Here is a 17,282-nt window from a genome sequence, read left to right as displayed (position 1 = left end):
CTGTTCCTTTTAGCGGACCCCGCCGCGGGCGCGTAATGCCTCGGCCACGTGATCCGCGTCATCCAGTGCCGACACCGCAAGGGGGGCGACGATTCCAACTCCGACGCGGCGGTTTGATCGCGCGCGCCATGCTTGGGCCAAATGCGCAGCGCGCTGGCCGAGCACAGGGGTAAAGCGGATCATCAAAGCAAAAGCAAGGGCGATCCTTTCGGGCGGAATGCCAAGGCGGCGCAGGGGAGACAGCGCCCAGATCACCCAATTCATCATATCGCTTAGGCGGCTGGTCATGGTCACAAAGTTCGCGGCCCCCACCAGCAGCAGCATCCGCAGCACAATCCCCAGCCCCTGCCCGATCCGTCCGACCAGCAAGTGATAGCCAAGGATGATCACCGCAAACCACAGAATCGGGCGCAAGCCCCGCAGGCTAGCGGTAAATCCGACACGGCCAAGACTGGCACACAACAGGCCAACCCCGCCGATGCCAAGGGTCAAAAGCGCGATATTTTCCAAAGGAAAGACAAAAAACGTCAGCCCGCAAAGGGCTGCCAGTTTCCAGCCGACGGGTATGCGGTGCGCCCAGCTTTGGCGTTCCAACGTCAGGCTTAACATTCCGCCCGCCGCGCCATTTCGGACTCAAACTGCGGAAGAACCTTTGCTGGTGGGCCATCGGCTGCAACCACGCCGCCGTCCAGCCAGATCACACGGTCATAGCTGTCAAGTGTGCGGGGGTCGTGGGTTATCATCACCAGGGATTGCGCCAGTCCCGCCAGTTGGCGGTGCAAACGCGCCGATGTGGGAATATCCAGCCCTGCATAGGGTTCATCCAGCAAGATCACGTCTGGTTTCATCGCCAGAACCGCCATCAAACACAGATAATGCCGTTGCCCACCAGACAGCGTATAACAGGACCGATCCGCCCAATCGCTGCGATTTTGATCTTGTAAAACACTCAAAGCCCCCGCTTTGGCATCCGCTTTTGACGCGCCAAGTTGGACCAATCCAAAGGCGATTTCCTCGGCCACGGTGGGGAACAGGATTTGATGATCGGGGTTTTGGAAAATCACCCCGATCCCAGCCAGTGCCGCCTTGCGATCCGCGTAGACATCCGCGTCGCCTATGCGCACTTGGCCTTGGTCGGGCTTCACCAACCCCGCCATCAAGCGCAGGAAACTGGATTTCCCCGCGCCGTTCTGGCCAACAACACCAATGCGTTTTTCCCGCAAAGACAGGGAAACAGGCCCGAAAACCTGCCGCCCGTCAAGACTTAGGGACACATCATCAAAGCTGATCTGCGGCACAGGTCAGGCCGCCAGCCGATCCGCCAAAACACCCACTTCAGGGGCATCGGCAACCGGACCATAAAGGGCGAGTGACGGCACGCCAGAAGCACAGAGCCGCGCGCCATATTCCGCCACACCAGCCCGATCCACAGCGTCAATCTTGGCCACCACTTCGTCCAATCCGGGAACACGTCCCCAGATCATCACCATCCGCGCCAGCCGTTCACAGCGCGAAGACGGGCTTTCCAGCCCCATCAACATGCCCGCTTTCATCTGGACACGGGCGCGGTTCACCTCGGCTTCGTTCATGTCACCCGCTGCGCGGCGCAATTCGTCGATGCACAGGGTAGACAAATCCGCCACATCAGCCCCGCTGGTGCCTGCGTAAATTGTCAGGCTGCCAGTGTCGGCATAAGCCCCCGCCTGCGCGTAAATTGTGTAACACAGCCCGCGTTTTTCGCGCACTTCCTGGAACAGACGGCTTGACATGCCGCCCCCTAGCGCCAGTGAAAAAACTTGCGCTGTGTAGATTTCATCGTCGCGGTAGCTGGCGGTTTCAAAGGCCAAAGCAAAATGCGCCTGCTCCAGATCTTTGACAACGCGGTGTTCACCGCCCTGATACAATGCGGGCAGCAAGACCGTCGAAACCCCACGATCCATATGGCCAAAGGCGGCTTCAGCCAGCTTGACCAATTCGTCGTGATCCACAGCTCCAGCCGCCGACAGAACCATTTGTTCGGGGCGATATTGCTCTTTTACAAACGCCTGAAGGTCAGCGCGCGTGAACGAGCGGACACGCTCTTCGGGGCCTAGAATCGTGCGGCCAATGGGCTGATCGGGATAAGAGACCTCTTGCAGCCAGTCAAAAATCACATCGTCCGGTGTATCAAGGGATTGGCCGATCTCTTGCAGGATTACACCCCGTTCGATTTCAACCTCGGCCGGATCGAACACGGAATTCAACACAATATCGCTGATTACGTCCATCGCCAGCGTCACGTCGTTTTCCAGCACGCGCACGTAATACGCCGTCATTTCACGGCTAGTATAGGCGTTGATATAGCCGCCAACGTCTTCAATCGCCTCGGCAATTTCCAGCGCGTTGCGTTTTTTGGTGCCTTTAAAGGCCATATGTTCCAGAAAATGGGCAATGCCATTCTGTTCAGGGCGTTCATGCCGCCCGCCTGCGCCAACCCAGATGCCCAAAGAAGCTGATTTCAGCCCCGGCATATGCTCGGTTACAACGCGAAATCCGTTAGAGAGTGTGTGTATTTCTACGGTCAACCCGCAATCCTTTCTCGAATAACAGCTTCGATTGCTGCCAAATCGCCTGCCACGCGCGTTACCCGCTCGTCGCGTTCAAATAGGTCCGCCATCCGTGCCGGCAAGGGCGGGTGAACGCCACAAGCTTCTTCGACTGCCGCAGGGAATTTTGCGGGATGGGCTGTCGCCAGCGAGATCATCGGCACATCGCCCTGCATTTCATCGCCTATTTTGGCGGCGATTGCGGAATGGGGGCACAACACCTCGCCTGTGCGGGCAAAGAAATCCTTGATCGCGGCGCTGGTTTCTTCTTCGGAAACACGGCCCGAGTCAAACTCTTCTGCCATCCGCGCCAGCGCCCCTTGGGACAGTTTGAACGATCCCGCGTCTTTCAGCGTTTCGAACAACTGGCTAACCGCATCGCCTTCACGATCGTAAAGGTCAAACACCAGACGTTCATAATTTGACGAAACCTGAATATCCATCGACGGGCTGATTGAGGGCACAACACCGGTTTTTGCATGGTCGCCCGATTGCAATGTGCGGTGCAGGATGTCGTTCTGATTGGTTGCAATCACCAGGCGCTCAATCGGCAACCCCATGCGTTTGGCCACATAGCCTGCAAAGATATCACCAAAGTTCCCTGTCGGCACACAGAACGAGACCTTACGATGGGGCGCCCCAAGGGACACAGCCGAGGTGAAATAATACACCACCTGCGCCAGAACCCGCGCCCAGTTGATCGAATTCACCCCCGCTAGCTGCACACCATCGCGGAAATCAAAATCGTTGAACATGTCTTTCAGCAGCGCCTGACAGGTGTCAAAATCCCCGTCCACTGCCAGCGCATGCACGTTGCTTTCTACAGGCGTGGTCATCTGGCGGCGCTGTACTTCGGACACGCGGCCATGGGGGTACATGATAAACACATCCACCGCATCCAGACCGCGAAACGCCTCAATCGCGGCCGAGCCTGTGTCGCCACTTGTGGCACCCACAATCGTCACCCGTTTGCCGGAGCGTTTCAAAGCGGCCTCAAACATCTGGCCGATCAACTGCATGGCGACATCTTTGAACGCCAAGGTGGGGCCGTGGAACAGTTCTAGCAGATAGTGGTTGTGATCCAGTTGCACCACAGGACAGCGCGCATCATGGCTGAAACCGGCATAGGCTTTGGCAATGATGTCGCGGAATTCCGCGTCGTCAAAAGTGTCACCTACAAAAGGCTTCATCACCTCAAAGGCCACATCTTCATAGCGCTTGCCTGCGAAACCTGCGATCTGATCCTGACTTAGAGTCGGCCAGCTTTCAGGCACATACAAGCCGCCATCGCGTGCCAACCCTGTCAGCATTGCTTCTTCAAATGTCAGTTCGGGCGCCTGCCCCCGCGTGGAAATATACTTCATGCTACCTTGCCTAAACCGTTTTCTGCCGGATGCGCCACAACAGGTACGCCGTCATCCCGAACCAGACAACCGCTAATGAAAACCAGGTGATCGCATATTCCCAGTGATCATTAGGGATATTCACCGACACGGGCAACGGCGATACGGCGTCATAGGCCACCCACGCGCCATCTTTGTTGTATTCGGCTTTTTCGACAACCACCATAAAAGGTAAAACATTCAGTTTCTCGGCCAACATGGGCAGGTAACGGGCGAACCAGATGTTCTTGTCCATATCAGGATCGGGGGTAAAAGAGGCGTCATAATCGTCAGGGTCCAGAATATTCCCTACAACCCGAACTGGCCCAGTGGGGCGCTGATCGTTCTTCTGCGCCTCGGGCACAAAACCCAAATCCAGCATAAAGGGCTTATCGTTCCAGATCACCTCTTTCAGAATGCGAAACCCCGCTCCCTGAAATTTCAGCGATGTCAGAACATGCGCCTCTGTGCCCGTCAGCTCACCCTCGAAGCGAACCCGCCGGTAATTGTCTTCTTCCAGCGCCCCTGTATCGTGGAAGTACCCCGCCAACGGTGCCGGCTCGGATGAAATACGCGCATGGATTTGCGCCAACCGCGCCTCTTTCCACTCAAGCCGCCCCAACTGCCAGAACCCCAGCCACAACAATGTCGCAACGCCCGCAATGCCAAACAGCAGGGGCAAAATCATTCGCGTGCTCATGCTTCAATGTTCTCCAAATACTCAACTTACACCCCAGCAGCCTGTGCTGGAAACGGGAAAGGCGCGAACCCTGACAGCCCGCGCCTTCCGATTATTTCTGCATCTGCTGGGCCTTAGGCACACGGGTGTGCCAATGCGCTTTCGCAGATGGGACAGGCTTAGCCGCCCCAGATGTACACAGCTGCAAACAAGAACAGCCAAACCACATCCACAAAGTGCCAGTACCAAGCCGCAGCTTCAAAGCCGACGTGCCGTTCCTGTGTAAAGTGGCCTTTATAGGCCCGGATCAAACAGACGCCCAAAAAGATCGTCCCGATCACAACGTGGAACCCGTGGAACCCTGTCGCCATAAAGAAGTTCGCACCGTAAATGTTGCCCGAGAACCCGAAAGCCGCGTGGCTGTATTCATAGGCTTGGAAGGCTGTGAACAGCAGACCCAGCAGAACTGCGCCCCAAAGGCCTTTTTTCATGGCGTCGCGGTCATTTTCATGGGCAATCGCGTGGTGTGCCCAAGTGGCCAGACAGCCCGAACACAGCAGGATCAGCGTGTTGATCAACGGCAGGTGCCAAGGGTCAAAGGTTTCAATCCCAGCAGGTGGCCAAACGCCATCCACAATCGGAGACATAGGCCCCATGGGATAAAGCGCGTGTTTGAAGAAAGACCAGAACCACGCCACAAAGAACATGACTTCGGACATGATGAACATGATCACGCCATAGCGCAGACCAATCACCACAACAGGGGTGTGATCGCCAATGTGGGACTCGTCTACAACTTCGGACCACCATGCGAACATCACATACAGCACCATCACGAACCCGATCATCAGGACCCATGGGAAAGAGTGATCTTGCATGAAGAACACCCCGCCTGTCAGCATGACAAATGCGCTAACGGCACCAGCCAATGGCCAGATACTGGGGTTCAGAATGTGATAGTCGTGGTTTTTTTCATGCGCCATGGTGGTTCGTCCCTATATTCGCATCTTGAGCATTTCCGGACAGGCTGCGATGCAAGCCAACCAAAAACGCCGATTTCAGGCTTTGGTGGTGTTGAGTATCTTGTTTTTTTGCTTGGTTCAACACGCGTGGATACTCTTAGTTTACTGTTTTCTGCGTGCCAGTCGCAAGAGCAGCCTGCTCTTCTTCCGGCAAATCCGCCACGTGGAACGTATAGCTCAGCGTGATGGTTTTAGCGTATTTTGCTTCTTCGTCTTCCAGCATTTCCGGATCAACAAAGAATGTCACGGGCATCAGCACTGTTTCACCGGGTTGCAGCACCTGCATGGTGAAACAGAAGCAGTCAATCTTGTTAAAGAAATTGCCTGTGGAGTAGGGATAGACGTTATAGCTGGCCCGCCCTGCAATCGGATGATCTGTGGGATTATGGGCCTCATAGAACGCCAGACCAGTTTCGCCGATCTTCAGTTCCATTTCGTGCACAACCGGTTTGAAGGTCCAGGGCATGCCCCGTTCCAGCGACCCGTCAAAACGGATTTTGATGGTTTCAGCCAGTACCACATCGCTGCCTTTGGTGGCCACGTTCGTAACCCCGCCCCAGCCGGTTACGCGGCAGAACCAGTTGTACATCGGCACTGATGCAAACGACAGCCCCAGCATCAACGCTACAATCGTGACCAGCTTAAATACGGTACTTTTGTTTTTCGGGCTTTTGCTTTGTGGTGTCTCGCTCATTGTCCGGCCTCCGTTTTCGGCTCGATGCTGTAGCGCACCGTGTGGTCAAAGGCTTCCATGCTGACACCATTGGCCATCTTTACGATGGTGATCGCAAAAACCAGCGCCACAAAGCCGCCCAGCACTGCGCCAAGCATCAGGTTTGACCGCTTGCGCCGTCCGTGCAGAGGATGTTCGCTGCCAATAGCCATCAGAATATCACCGGAAGTTGGGGCATGAATGCAAAGCCACGCAGGGCTGCATCCACCAGAAGGGCTGCAAAATGGGCAAAAAGGTAGACCAGCGACAGGCGAAAGAACTTGCGCTCGGCGGCGTATTTATCCGCCTCGGCTGCCGCATCCTGACGCCGCCACAAAGCAAAGGCACCGCGCAGGAACATGCCGTTCAGAACCAAGGCCACCGCCAGATAGACCGGCCCACCAATAGAGGTAAACGCAGTGCCGATGGCGACCAGCGCCAGCAGAACCGTATAGCCCAGAATGTTGTTACGCGTCACCCGTGTGCCATGTGTCACGGTCAACATCGGCACACCCGCTTTGGAATAATCGTCGTTCATAAACAGGGACAAGGCCCAGAAATGCGGCGGTGTCCAAACAAAGATCAGCGCAAACATCATCACGCTTTCAACAGACACACCGCCCGTCGCCACAGCCCAGCCCACCATCGGAGGAAAAGCCCCTGCCGCGCCGCCGATCACAATATTCTGCGGGGTCGAGCGTTTCAGGAACATGGTGTAGACAACGGCATAAAAGAAGATCGTAAAGGCCAGTAGCCCCGCCGCAAAGAAGTTTGCAGTCAGCGCCAGCATCCCTACGGCAAGAACCGACAGCCAAAGCCCAAGGATCATCGCGTTTTTAGGGGTCACACGTCCGTCAGGCACAGGACGTTTCACGGTGCGTTTCATCACCGCATCAATATCCGCATCCCACCACATATTCAGCGCACCAGAGGCCCCAGCCCCCAGCGCAATGAACAGGATCGACGCAAAACCGATAACCGGATTAACCCCGACAGGGGCAACCAACAGGCCCACAGCCGCTGTGAAGACAACCAGCGACATAACCCGAGGCTTTAACAGTGCGAAATAATCATCGAACTGCGCATCATGGCCATAATCATTAACGGTTACATCGCTCATGGGGGTGTCCACTGGCTATGGGTTACAAGTTAGTGTGTCGGATCAATCAACAGCTTCGGCATTTTGAACCATTTGCAGGTTCAGGTCGGCCACTTTAACGGTGCTTGGCACGCTGGCGTATTCTTCCTTAGCGCCTTCAAGCCAGATATCGTAATCTGCCTGTGATACTGCTTTGACAGTGATTGGCATGTAAGAGTGGTCTTTGCCGCACAATTCGGAACACTGACCGAAGTATACGCCCTCTTTGCCTTCATCCACTTTGAACCAAAGCTGTGCAAGACGGCCCGGTACAGCATCTTGTTTCACACCAAAGGCAGGCATCGCCCAAGCGTGGATCACGTCAGAACCGGTAACTTGAACAACAATCGTCTTGCCTGTCGGGATCACAACCGGCGCGTCTGTGGCCAGCAGATATTCATCCGCCGCATAACCGTTTTCAGCCAATTTGTCTTTTGGCAGCATGAAGCTATCAAAACCAAAGTCTGAGTCCACATACTCATGTGTCCAGTACCACTGGTTGCCCGTAGCTTTGATTGTGATGTCCGCTTCAGGAATTTCCTGTTGCTTGAACAACAATGTCAGGGATGGCGGGATAATCGCGATCAGGATCAGGATCGGGATTACGGTCCATGCCACTTCCAAAGCAGAGTTATGGGTAAAGGTCGCAGGCTTTGGATTGCGTTTTTCGTTAAAGCGGAAAATACAGATCAGCAGCAAGGCCGTTACGAAAACCGAAATAATCGTGATGATCCAAAGCAGGAACGTGTCCATCCAGATCACATCAGTCATCAGCTCTGTAGCGGGGTTCTGAAAACCGATGCCGTGATCATGGGGCTTACCCAAAGTCGGCAGGTCAGGCAGTGTTCCTTGCGCCATTGCGGCACCCGAGGCCATCAGGCCTGCAACAGTTACACCAATTTTCTTCAATGTGGCCACAGCTTGCATATGATCCAGTCCTATTCTGATCGGCCTAAACGCCGGTCGGGATTCCCACGCCAAAGGCGCACCAGAATCCCCTGTTGTCTCCTGCGCCCTAAAAACAATATTAAAGTCTAAAGGACAAGCGCTCTCTTTGCGGCATACCGCCGCTTTAGCGCATGTTCAAACCATATAAGGAATTGCCGCTTTGGCCAAGGATCACGCTCCGTTTCGCCCGTTCGAGACGCAAATCGACGAAAATGCCGCACTGCACGTCCTGCGATCTGCAACAGATGGCGCAGATGACGGCGAGATTTTTCTGGAACGCCGCAGGTCGGAAAATCTGGTGTTTGACGACAATCGCCTGAAGACCGCCAGCTATGACGCCTCTGAAGGCTTCGGCCTGCGCGCAGTGAAGGGCGAGACAACAGGCTATGCCCATTCCACCCAATTGACCGAGGCCGCCTTGAAGCGCGCCGCCGAAACCGTGCGGCTGGCTGTTGGGGCTGGCGGGGCCACACTGGCCGCTGCCCCGCAAGCGACCAATCAACGGCTGTACACAGACGCCGACCCGATGATGGACGCGGAGTTTTCTGTAAAAGTAGACACTTTGCGCGAAATTGATGCCTTTGCCCGCGATCTCGACCCACGGGTTGTGCAGGTCTCGGCGTCGATTTCCGCCAGTTTGCAAGAAATCGAAATCCTGCGCCCCGAAGGTACCCGTGTGCGCGATGTCCGCCCGATGACACGTTTGAATGTATCGGTAATCGTCGATCACAACGGCCTGCGTGAAGGCGGCTCTGCGGGGGGCGGCGGGCGCTATGGCTTGACGGGATTGATGGACCCTGCAAGCTGGAAAAAAACCACAGCCGAAGCTCTGCGCATCGCGCTGGTCAACCTAGAGGCCGAACCCGCCCCTGCGGGTATTTTCGATGTGGTGCTAGGCCCCGGCTGGCCCGGAATCCTGTTGCACGAAGCCATTGGCCACGGGCTGGAAGGGGATTTCAACCGCAAGAAAACCTCGGCTTTTGCGGGGTTGATGGGGCAGCGGATCGCGGCCAAAGGGGTGACGGTGCTGGATGATGGCACCATCCCAGATCGGCGCGGGTCGATCAGTTTTGACGATGAGGGCACGCAATCGGGCAAGAACGTCCTGATCGAAGACGGTATTCTGGTAGGCTATATGCAAGACCGCCAGAACGCGCGTTTGATGGGGGTTGAACCTACAGGCAACGGGCGACGTCAAAGCTATGCCCATGCGCCAATGCCCCGCATGACCAATACCTATATGCTGGGCGGCACAATTAAACCCGGCGATATTGTGGCGGATTTGAAGGACGGCATTCACGCCGTCGGATTTGGTGGCGGTCAGGTGGATATCACCAATGGCAAGTTCGTGTTTTCCTGTACCGAGGCCTATCGGGTCAAAAACGGTGTTGTCGGCGCACCCGTCAAAGGGGCCACGCTGATTGGCGACGGGGCCACTGCATTAAAACATATCCGCGCAATTGGCGATGATATGGCGCTGGACCCCGGAATGGGGAATTGCGGCAAAGCGGGGCAATGGGTGCCTGTTGGGGTTGGTCAACCGACCTTGCTGATCGGCGGGCTGACTGTTGGTGGGAGTGCGATTTAAAATAATGCGGTTAGGGGGCCATGCTGGCCCCCGCGGCTGCGCCTCACCCCCTTGCGGATATTTTGGAAACAAAAAAATCTAGGTGGGGCGTTTGATGGGAGAAGTTGTAAATATGCCAGAAATTCGCAAAGCGCGGGATGAAGATCACCATGTTTTGGCGCAAATTTGGAATCAAGGGTGGCACGATGCCCATGCGGTGCATGTTCCGCAGCGCTTGACCGACCTGCGCACAAAAGAGAGTTTTTACATTCGTTTACACCAGATGCTTGCGCAGACTTTCGTGTCTGGTCCAATTGGCGCGCCAATTGGATTTTGCGCTGTGAAAGGCGACGAAATTTACCAGATGTACGTGCATAAAGACGCGAAAGGGACTGGTGTTGCGGCGGCTTTAATTTCTGCAGGATGTGAGAATATCGCGCAGCAGGGTTTTCGCCGCGCCAAGTTGGATGTGATCGCACAAAACAGCCGCGCCCGTAGGTTCTACGAGAAAATGGGCTGGGTTAGTCAGGGCCTGCATGAGTCCGAGGTGGATACGCTTGACGGCCCTTTCGCCCTGCCTTGTATTTTAATGACCAAAAATCTGGGCTGATCTAAGGCGATGCGGGATTCTCAGGCGGGCTTCACCATCTGTTAACCAAGTGGTGGCAGGCTCGTGCTATGAGCAGTCCCTCCTTGATTCCCCTGCCCCCCAGCGCGCGACTGGATTGGTTGCGACTGATCCGGTCGCGACGTGTGGGTCCGGTGACGTTTTTCCGTCTGCTGGGGGAGCATGGATCAGCCGCAGGCGCGCTTGAAGCTTTGCCACAGATCGCGGCTGAAGCGGGTGTTCAGGATTATGAAGTGTTTTCCCATAAAGCCGCTTATGCAGAAATGTCATCAGGGCTTTCCATGGGGTTAAATCTATTGTGCTACGGGGATGATGAATATCCAAAAGCCCTGCGCGACATGCCCGATCCTCCGCCTGTTTTATGGGCTTTGGGGAATACAGCCCTGTTAAACCGCCCTGCCATTGCAATGGTCGGGGCGCGCAATGCGTCAAGTCTAGGCATACGGATGACGCGTTTTCTGGCCACCGATCTGGGCGCTGCGGGTTTTGTGATTGTATCGGGCTTGGCGCGGGGTATTGATGCCGCCGCCCATAGCGCATCGCTGGCAACAGGAACAATTGCCGTGCAAGCGGGCGGGCTTGATGTGGTTTACCCCCGCGAGAACAGTGCTTTGCATGATGAAATCGCCCAACAGGGCCTGCGTCTTTCGGAAAACCCGTTGGGTCTGACCCCGCAATCCCGCCATTTCCCCCAGCGCAACAGAATAATCGCAGGTCTGGCGCAAGCAACATTGGTGGTCGAGGGTGCGTTACGCTCTGGCACTATGATCACAGCCCGTGAAGCGGCTGAAATGGGCCGCGAGGTTATGGCCGTGCCAGGCAATCCGATGGATGCGCGCGCGGCGGGGTGCAATGCGCTAATCCGCGACGGCGCCTGTTTGATCCGTTCGGCACAAGATGTGATTGAAGCACTACAGCAGCCCGAGACTTCGTTAACGCTTGAACCTGTACAGCCAGCGCTGCCCTTGCCCGCCGCAGAACAGATCACCCATCAAATTCTGACCCTGCTTGGCCCCTCTGCTGTTGCCGAAGACTGTCTGATCCGCGACGTCGGACTGCCGGCTTCCCAGATAACCCCCTACCTCACGACATTAGAACTTGAGGGTAAAATCCAGCGTCATCCGGGTGGGTTTCTGGCGCTTGGCAGTTAGCTGAAAGGTGAAAAAATCGGGTACCGCGCCGCACCCTTAAAGCACAGCAAAAAAACCAAATGCGCATCCCCCATTGACAAGCCTACCCACAGCAACACATTTTCCGCACGCCCCAAACGGGCAGTGCAGTATACTGATTCACAGGAAATAATATGCCAGTTGTCGTCGTCGAATCTCCGGCTAAGGCCAAGACAATAAACAAATATTTGGGCGATAACTTTACGGTTCTGGCGTCCTATGGACACGTGCGTGACCTGCCGCCGAAAGACGGTTCAGTGGACACAGACAACGACTTTGACATGAAATGGGAGGTCGCCAGCGACAGCCAAAAACACATTCGCGCCATTGCCGAAGCGCTGAAATCCGACGATGAACTGATCCTCGCAACCGACCCCGATCGCGAGGGAGAAGCGATCAGTTGGCATCTGGAAGAGGCGCTGAAAAAGCGCAAGGCGATCAAGAAATCGACCAAGGTTGAACGGGTGGTTTTCAACGCCATTACCAAAGACGCCGTAACCACCGCCATGAAAAACCCACGCCAAGTGGATATGGAACTGGTGGAGGCTTATCTTGCCCGTCGCGCGCTGGATTATCTGGTGGGGTTTAACCTGTCGCCTGTGCTGTGGCGCAAACTGCCCGGCGCAAAATCCGCAGGCCGTGTGCAATCCGTTTGTCTACGACTGATCGTTGAACGCGAAATGGAAATCGAAGCCTTCAAACCACGCGAATACTGGACGGTTAAAGCGATCCTGACCACCCCGCGCGGACAGGATTTCGAAGCCCGTTTGACGGTTTTGGGCGGCAACAAGCTCGATAAATTTGACATTGCAACATCCGAAGCGGCTGAAATTGCCGTGGCTGCAATCAACTCGCGGGATTTGTCGGTTGCCAGTGTTGAAGCAAAACCTGCAAGCCGAAATCCTTCGCCGCCGTTCATGACATCAACCCTGCAACAAGAGGCCAGCCGCAAGTTCGGCATGGGCGCGCGCGCGGCCATGTCAACGGCGCAGCGCCTGTATGAAGCGGGCTACATCACTTATATGCGGACCGACGGTATCGACATGGCGCCCGAGGCGATTACCGCCGCGCGGGCAACCATCAGCACCATGTTTGGCGCGGAATACGTTCCCGAAAAACCCCGTGTTTACAAGAACAAGGCCAAGAACGCACAGGAAGCGCACGAATGTATCCGCCCGACGGACATGGATGCGACGCCTGAAAGCCTGTCCCGTCTGGAACCGGAACAACGCAAACTCTATGATCTGATCTGGAAACGGACCATCGCCAGCCAGATGGAAGCCGCGCGGATGGAACGCACGGTTGTAGAAGTGGCCTCGCAAGATGGCCAAGTGGGTCTGCGCGCCAACGGCCAGGTTGTTTTGTTCGACGGGTTCCTGAAGGTCTATGAAGAAGGCCGTGATGATGTGACGGACGGTCAGGTCATTGATGACGATGACAAGCGCCTGCCCCAAATCGCACAGGGCGATCCGACCAAGAAAAATACAGTCACCCCCGAGCAACACCACACCCAACCAGCCCCCCGTTATACCGAGGCCACTTTGGTCAAACGGATGGAAGAATTGGGCATCGGGCGTCCGTCCACATACGCCAGCATCGTCACCACGATCCAGACCCGCGAATATGTGCGCAAGGACAAAGGCCGCCTGATCCCCGAGGATAAAGGCCGCCTTGTGATCGCCTTTCTGGAAAACTATTTCCGTCAGTATGTGGGGTATAACTTTACCGCAAAACTGGAAGAAGAACTGGACGATATTTCGGGCGGACGTGAGGATTACAAGGCTGTTCTGTCCCGTTTCTGGCGTGATTTTTCTGCTGCAATCGCGGAAACCGCCGATCTGCGCATCACCGAAGTTCTGGAAAAAATCAACGAAGTTCTGGCGCCCCATTTGTTTCCGGAAAATGAAGACGGCTCAGATCCTCGCATCTGTAAAGCCTGTGGTAATGGCCGGTTGTCCATGCGCACGGCCCGCTCTGGCGGCGCGTTTATCGGCTGTTCCAACTACCCTGAATGCCGCTACACCCGTCCGATCTCGGGCGAGGTCGAGGGCGGTGATATTGCCGGACCCGATGGCAAAGTTCTGGGTATGGATGACAACGGCGACCCGATCACCCTGCGCTCCGGCCGGTTCGGCCCATACGTGCAACGGCGCGACACCACCGAAGAAGAGCCGAAACCGCCCCGTGCGTCGATCCCGAAAGGCACTGACCTAAGCAGTGTGGATCTGAAACTGGCGCTTGATTTGCTGTCCCTGCCCCGTCTTGTCGGCACCCATCCAGATGGTGGCGACATCACGGCGGCCATCGGGCGGTTTGGTCCCTATGTCATGTGGCAAATGCCGCTTGAAGAAGGCAAAAAAACTGCGCGCAAAATCTATGCCAACATGAAAGACCCGACCGAGGTGTTTACCATCGGCATGAACCGGGCCGTTGAATTGATTGCAGAAAAGGCTGCCAAAGGCGGACGCGGCGCGGCGGCTGAACCGCTCAAGGAACTGGGCGAGCATCCAACAGAAGGCGGCGCGATCAACGTCATGGACGGGCGGTATGGCCCCTATGTGAAGTGGGAAAAGATCAACGCGACCCTGCCCAAAGAGCTGGAACCGACGAAGATCACGCTGGAAGAGGCCGTTGCCTTGGTGGATGCAAAAGCCGCCACTTCAGGCAAAAAGAAAGCTGCGCCAAAAAAGAAAGCCGCAGCCAAGAAACCTGCCGCAAAGAAGGCAGCACCGAAGAAAGCCGCAGCTAAAAAGGCGCCTGCCAAAAAGCCGGCAGCCAAGAAAGCTGCGCCGAAAAAGGCTGCTGAATAATAAAGGTAAGGCCTGCGCAGTCTGCGTGGGCCTTAATCCAACGCCTCGACCGCCGCGACAAAGGCGTTTCCGCGGGCTTCAAAGCTGGCATATTGGTCAAAACTGGCACAAGCAGGTGCCAATAACACAACATCCCCCGCCTCTGAATCCGCTACCGCCCGATCCACGGCCTGCTCCATTGTCCCGCAAACCTCATAGTCTTGCCCGTCCAATTGCGCCGCAAAATGTTCCGCCGCTTCACCTATCAGATAGGTTTTCCGCACCCTGTCAAACAATGGCTCCAGCGCGCTAATCCCGCCCTCTTTGGGCTGCCCCCCCGCAATCCAGCGGATATTCTTGAACGCCAGCAAAGCCTTTTCCGCAGCATCTGCATTGGTGGCTTTGCTGTCATTCACAAATAAAACCCCATGCTTTTCAGCAATAATCTGACAGCGATGCGGCAGGCCGGGATAGGTTCCAAGGTGGGTTTCAACCAACTTTGGCGCCAACCCGATGGATCGACAGGCCGCATAAGCCGCACAGGCATTCTGATGGTTATGGGCGCCGGGCAATCCCCTGATCGCGCGCAGATCAATCGAAGCCACCTGCCGCCCTTTGCGCCATTCCGCCAAGAAACCCTTGCGCGCAAAGACCGACCAATCATCGCCTTGCAACTTCCGCTCGGTGGAAATGCGAATGACAGGCTCCCCTGTGCCTTGCGCTTCGCGCAGTTGCGCTGCCAGATACTGGCCCTCAACCTCATCCACACCGATAATCGAGCGATCTGGCCCACCTGCGGAGAACAACCGCGATTTAGCAGCGAAATACCCGCCTATTCCGCCGTGACGGTCCAAATGATCGGGGCTGAGATTCATGAAAATTGCGATATCTGGCGCCAAAGATCGCGCTAATTCCGTCTGATAACTAGACAATTCCAACACCGTGATCTGCCCGTCCGAGGCAGGTTCCAAATCCAGAACCCCCCGCCCGATATTGCCGCCCATCTGAACATTCCGTCCGGATTGTTCCAGAATATGCTGGATCAACGCCGTTGTAGTGGATTTCCCGTTTGATCCCGTTACACAGATCACACGGGGTAAAATCTCAAACTCATCCCATTCGGGCGTGCCATAGCTGCGGAAAAACAAGCCCACATCATTGTCCACCACCGCGCCCATTTCCCAAGCTTTCAAAATCACCGGGTGGGGGGCGGGGTAAAGATGCGGAATTCCGGGCGAGGTCACAAGACAGCCGATCCCGTCCCAATTGCGATCTTTCGTCAGATCCGCAACCAAAAAGCCCTCTGCCCGCGCCCGCTCTTGTGTGGCCTCATTATCGTCCCAACACACAGGCATGGCCCCGCCTGCCACCAGCGCACGCGCGGTTGCCAAGCCCGATCGACCCAACCCCAGAACACCCACCGAATGGCCTTCATATCCACGAACAGGAATCATCACACAGTCTTTCTCAGCTTGCCCAAAAGGCCTCGGCCTTTTTGTTTTCAAAATATCCTGCGGGGGTACGGGGGCGCAAAGCCCCCGTTACAATCGTATCGGACCCACTGATCCTATCGGATCTTCAGCGTCGCCAGCCCGATCAGCGCCAGAATCAACGAAATAATCCAGAACCGGATCACAATCTGCGGCTCGGCCCAGCCCCGTTTTTCAAAATGGTGATGGATCGGCGCCATCAAAAACACCCGCTTGCCGGTTTTCTTAAAGTAAAGCACCTGAATGATTACCGACAGTGCCTCGACCACAAACAGACCGCCAACAATCCCCATGACGATTTCATGTTTGATCGCCACCGCGATGGCGCCCAGTGCGCCGCCCAGTGCCAGCGACCCCGTGTCCCCCATGAACACCGCCGCAGGGGGGGCATTGTACCACAAGAACCCCAAGCCGCCGCCAATCAAAGCCGATGTAAACACCAACAACTCACCCGTGCCCGGCACATAATGCACGTCCAGATATTCAGTAAAATCCGTACGTCCGACCACATAGGCAATGATGCCCAAAGTGGCGGCGCAAATCATCACTGGCATAATTGCCAGCCCATCCAGCCCGTCTGTCAGGTTCACCGCATTGGCCGCGCCGACGATGGTGATCATGGCGAATGGAAAATAGAACAGCCCCGCATTGATCAGCGCATCCTTCAGAACAGGAACCGCAATCTGGCGCGACAGCGGTTCTGGGTGCAGGGTTACAACATAAACCGCAGCGATCAGGGCAATTGCGAACCCTAGCGCAAGCCGGGCTTTGCTGGAAAATCCGGCAACCGTCTGTTTGGTGACCTTCAGATAGTCATCCATAAACCCGATCAACGCAAAGCCGATGGTCACCAGCAGAACCGCCCAGACATAGCCGTTGTCAGAGCGCGCCCAAAGCAGCGTGCTTAGCGTCATTGTGCCAAGGATCAGCACGCCGCCCATGGTCGGCGTACCAGCTTTTTCCAGAATATGGCTTTCAGGGCCGTCCGAACGGATCGGCTGGCCCTTTTTCTGACGTAATTTCAGATAGTTGATCAGCGGCTGGCCAAACATAAAGCTCAGAATCAGCGCGGTGAAGAACGCGCAACCTGCGCGGAACGTTATGTACCGGAACAGGTTAAAAAAGTCGCCACCATCACTGTACTGGCTTAGAAAATACAACATTAAACGCTAC

Annotated in this window: 16 protein-coding genes; 4 read left to right on the top strand and 12 right to left on the bottom strand. The window is 55.8% G+C overall.

From position 1 onward, the window contains the following. Positions 1–9: 9 nt before the first annotated feature. The 10 genes from GGE09_RS05625 to coxB form a co-directional block, all read right to left on the bottom strand. Positions 10–609 carry an energy-coupling factor transporter transmembrane component T gene (locus tag GGE09_RS05625; RefSeq protein ID WP_309744686.1) on the bottom strand — a complete coding sequence of 200 codons (600 nt, stop codon included), beginning with the start codon at positions 607–609 and terminating at the stop codon, positions 10–12. Then, positions 603–1,298 carry an ABC transporter ATP-binding protein gene (locus tag GGE09_RS05620; protein ID WP_309744684.1) on the bottom strand — a complete coding sequence of 232 codons (696 nt, stop codon included), beginning with the start codon at positions 1,296–1,298 and terminating at the stop codon, positions 603–605. The genes GGE09_RS05625 and GGE09_RS05620 overlap by 7 nt, the downstream gene beginning before the upstream one ends. A 3-nt stretch (positions 1,299–1,301) precedes the next feature. Continuing rightward, on the bottom strand, positions 1,302–2,564 hold the full coding sequence (locus GGE09_RS05615) for a pitrilysin family protein (RefSeq protein ID WP_309744682.1): 1,263 nt from the start codon (positions 2,562–2,564) through the stop codon (positions 1,302–1,304). Continuing rightward, positions 2,561–3,949, bottom strand: coding sequence for a threonine synthase (gene thrC, locus GGE09_RS05610; RefSeq protein ID WP_309744680.1), 1,389 nt, complete (start codon positions 3,947–3,949; stop codon positions 2,561–2,563). The genes GGE09_RS05615 and thrC overlap by 4 nt, the downstream gene beginning before the upstream one ends. A 10-nt stretch (positions 3,950–3,959) precedes the next feature. Next, positions 3,960–4,667: an SURF1 family protein gene (locus tag GGE09_RS05605; protein ID WP_309744678.1), complete on the bottom strand. Its 708-nt coding sequence runs from the start codon at positions 4,665–4,667 to the stop codon at positions 3,960–3,962. Positions 4,668–4,825: 158 nt separating this feature from the next. Beyond that, entirely contained in the window at positions 4,826–5,629 is an 804-nt protein-coding gene (locus tag GGE09_RS05600) for a cytochrome c oxidase subunit 3 (RefSeq protein WP_309744676.1), read from the bottom strand. Between the two features lie 136 nt (positions 5,630–5,765). Then, positions 5,766–6,362, bottom strand: coding sequence for a cytochrome c oxidase assembly protein (locus GGE09_RS05595; RefSeq protein WP_309744675.1), 597 nt, complete (start codon positions 6,360–6,362; stop codon positions 5,766–5,768). Continuing rightward, positions 6,359–6,553: a hypothetical protein gene (locus tag GGE09_RS05590; protein WP_309744673.1), complete on the bottom strand. Its 195-nt coding sequence runs from the start codon at positions 6,551–6,553 to the stop codon at positions 6,359–6,361. Before GGE09_RS05590 ends, GGE09_RS05595 begins: the two co-directional genes overlap by 4 nt. Continuing rightward, the gene (gene cyoE / locus GGE09_RS05585) at positions 6,553–7,500 is read right to left on the bottom strand and encodes a heme o synthase (protein WP_309744671.1); all 948 of its coding nucleotides are present in this window, start codon (positions 7,498–7,500) and stop codon (positions 6,553–6,555) included. Before cyoE ends, GGE09_RS05590 begins: the two co-directional genes overlap by 1 nt. Before the next feature lie 42 nt (positions 7,501–7,542). Continuing rightward, on the bottom strand, positions 7,543–8,445 hold the full coding sequence (gene coxB / locus GGE09_RS05580) for a cytochrome c oxidase subunit II (RefSeq protein WP_405048526.1): 903 nt from the start codon (positions 8,443–8,445) through the stop codon (positions 7,543–7,545). A gap of 181 nt (positions 8,446–8,626) precedes the next feature. On the opposite strand from coxB, the gene tldD reads away from it, so the two are divergent. From tldD to topA, 4 genes are all read left to right on the top strand, one after another. Beyond that, positions 8,627–10,054, top strand: coding sequence for a metalloprotease TldD (gene tldD / locus GGE09_RS05575; protein WP_309744669.1), 1,428 nt, complete (start codon positions 8,627–8,629; stop codon positions 10,052–10,054). A 94-nt stretch (positions 10,055–10,148) separates the two neighbouring features. Then, entirely contained in the window at positions 10,149–10,643 is a 495-nt protein-coding gene (locus GGE09_RS05570; RefSeq protein ID WP_309744666.1) for a GNAT family N-acetyltransferase, read from the top strand. A 68-nt stretch (positions 10,644–10,711) separates the two neighbouring features. Continuing rightward, the gene (gene dprA, locus GGE09_RS05565; RefSeq protein WP_309744664.1) at positions 10,712–11,812 is read left to right on the top strand and encodes a DNA-processing protein DprA; all 1,101 of its coding nucleotides are present in this window, start codon (positions 10,712–10,714) and stop codon (positions 11,810–11,812) included. 152 nt (positions 11,813–11,964) lie between these two features. Beyond that, positions 11,965–14,640, top strand: coding sequence for a type I DNA topoisomerase (gene topA / locus GGE09_RS05560; protein WP_309744662.1), 2,676 nt, complete (start codon positions 11,965–11,967; stop codon positions 14,638–14,640). A 32-nt stretch (positions 14,641–14,672) separates the two neighbouring features. On the opposite strand, the gene murD is transcribed toward topA, so the two are convergent. Together murD and mraY are read right to left on the bottom strand one after the other, a co-directional pair. Beyond that, positions 14,673–16,073, bottom strand: a complete 1,401-nt coding sequence (gene murD / locus GGE09_RS05555; RefSeq protein WP_309744660.1) for a UDP-N-acetylmuramoyl-L-alanine--D-glutamate ligase — start codon at positions 16,071–16,073, stop codon at positions 14,673–14,675. A gap of 113 nt (positions 16,074–16,186) precedes the next feature. Beyond that, on the bottom strand, positions 16,187–17,272 hold the full coding sequence (gene mraY / locus GGE09_RS05550; RefSeq protein WP_309744658.1) for a phospho-N-acetylmuramoyl-pentapeptide-transferase: 1,086 nt from the start codon (positions 17,270–17,272) through the stop codon (positions 16,187–16,189). Between the last annotated feature and the right edge of the window lie 10 nt (positions 17,273–17,282).

It is taken from the genome of Roseobacter sp. N2S (assembly GCF_031454055.1).
Classification (GTDB): domain Bacteria; phylum Pseudomonadota; class Alphaproteobacteria; order Rhodobacterales; family Rhodobacteraceae; genus Amylibacter.
Note: the sequence above shows the minus strand (reverse complement) of the source record. Positions and strands in the feature narration are given on the sequence as shown.

Bases quoted from the DNA above. Each gene is read 5' to 3' on its own strand.
- thrC (WP_309744680.1), bottom strand. From the start codon at position 3,949: ATGAAGTATATTTCCACGCGGGGGCAGGCGCCCGAACTGACATTTGAA.
- dprA (WP_309744664.1), top strand. From the start codon at position 10,712: ATGAGCAGTCCCTCCTTGATTCCCCTGCCCCCCAGCGCGCGACTGGAT.
- topA (WP_309744662.1), top strand. From the start codon at position 11,965: ATGCCAGTTGTCGTCGTCGAATCTCCGGCTAAGGCCAAGACAATAAAC.
- GGE09_RS05595 (WP_309744675.1), bottom strand. From the start codon at position 6,362: ATGAGCGAGACACCACAAAGCAAAAGCCCGAAAAACAAAAGTACCGTA.
- cyoE (WP_309744671.1), bottom strand. From the start codon at position 7,500: ATGAGCGATGTAACCGTTAATGATTATGGCCATGATGCGCAGTTCGAT.
- coxB (WP_405048526.1), bottom strand. From the start codon at position 8,445: ATGCAAGCTGTGGCCACATTGAAGAAAATTGGTGTAACTGTTGCAGGC.
- GGE09_RS05605 (WP_309744678.1), bottom strand. From the start codon at position 4,667: ATGAGCACGCGAATGATTTTGCCCCTGCTGTTTGGCATTGCGGGCGTT.
- GGE09_RS05590 (WP_309744673.1), bottom strand. From the start codon at position 6,553: ATGGCTATTGGCAGCGAACATCCTCTGCACGGACGGCGCAAGCGGTCA.
- murD (WP_309744660.1), bottom strand. From the start codon at position 16,073: ATGATTCCTGTTCGTGGATATGAAGGCCATTCGGTGGGTGTTCTGGGG.
- GGE09_RS05625 (WP_309744686.1), bottom strand. From the start codon at position 609: ATGTTAAGCCTGACGTTGGAACGCCAAAGCTGGGCGCACCGCATACCC.
- GGE09_RS05570 (WP_309744666.1), top strand. From the start codon at position 10,149: ATGGGAGAAGTTGTAAATATGCCAGAAATTCGCAAAGCGCGGGATGAA.
- GGE09_RS05600 (WP_309744676.1), bottom strand. From the start codon at position 5,629: ATGGCGCATGAAAAAAACCACGACTATCACATTCTGAACCCCAGTATC.
- mraY (WP_309744658.1), bottom strand. From the start codon at position 17,272: ATGTTGTATTTTCTAAGCCAGTACAGTGATGGTGGCGACTTTTTTAAC.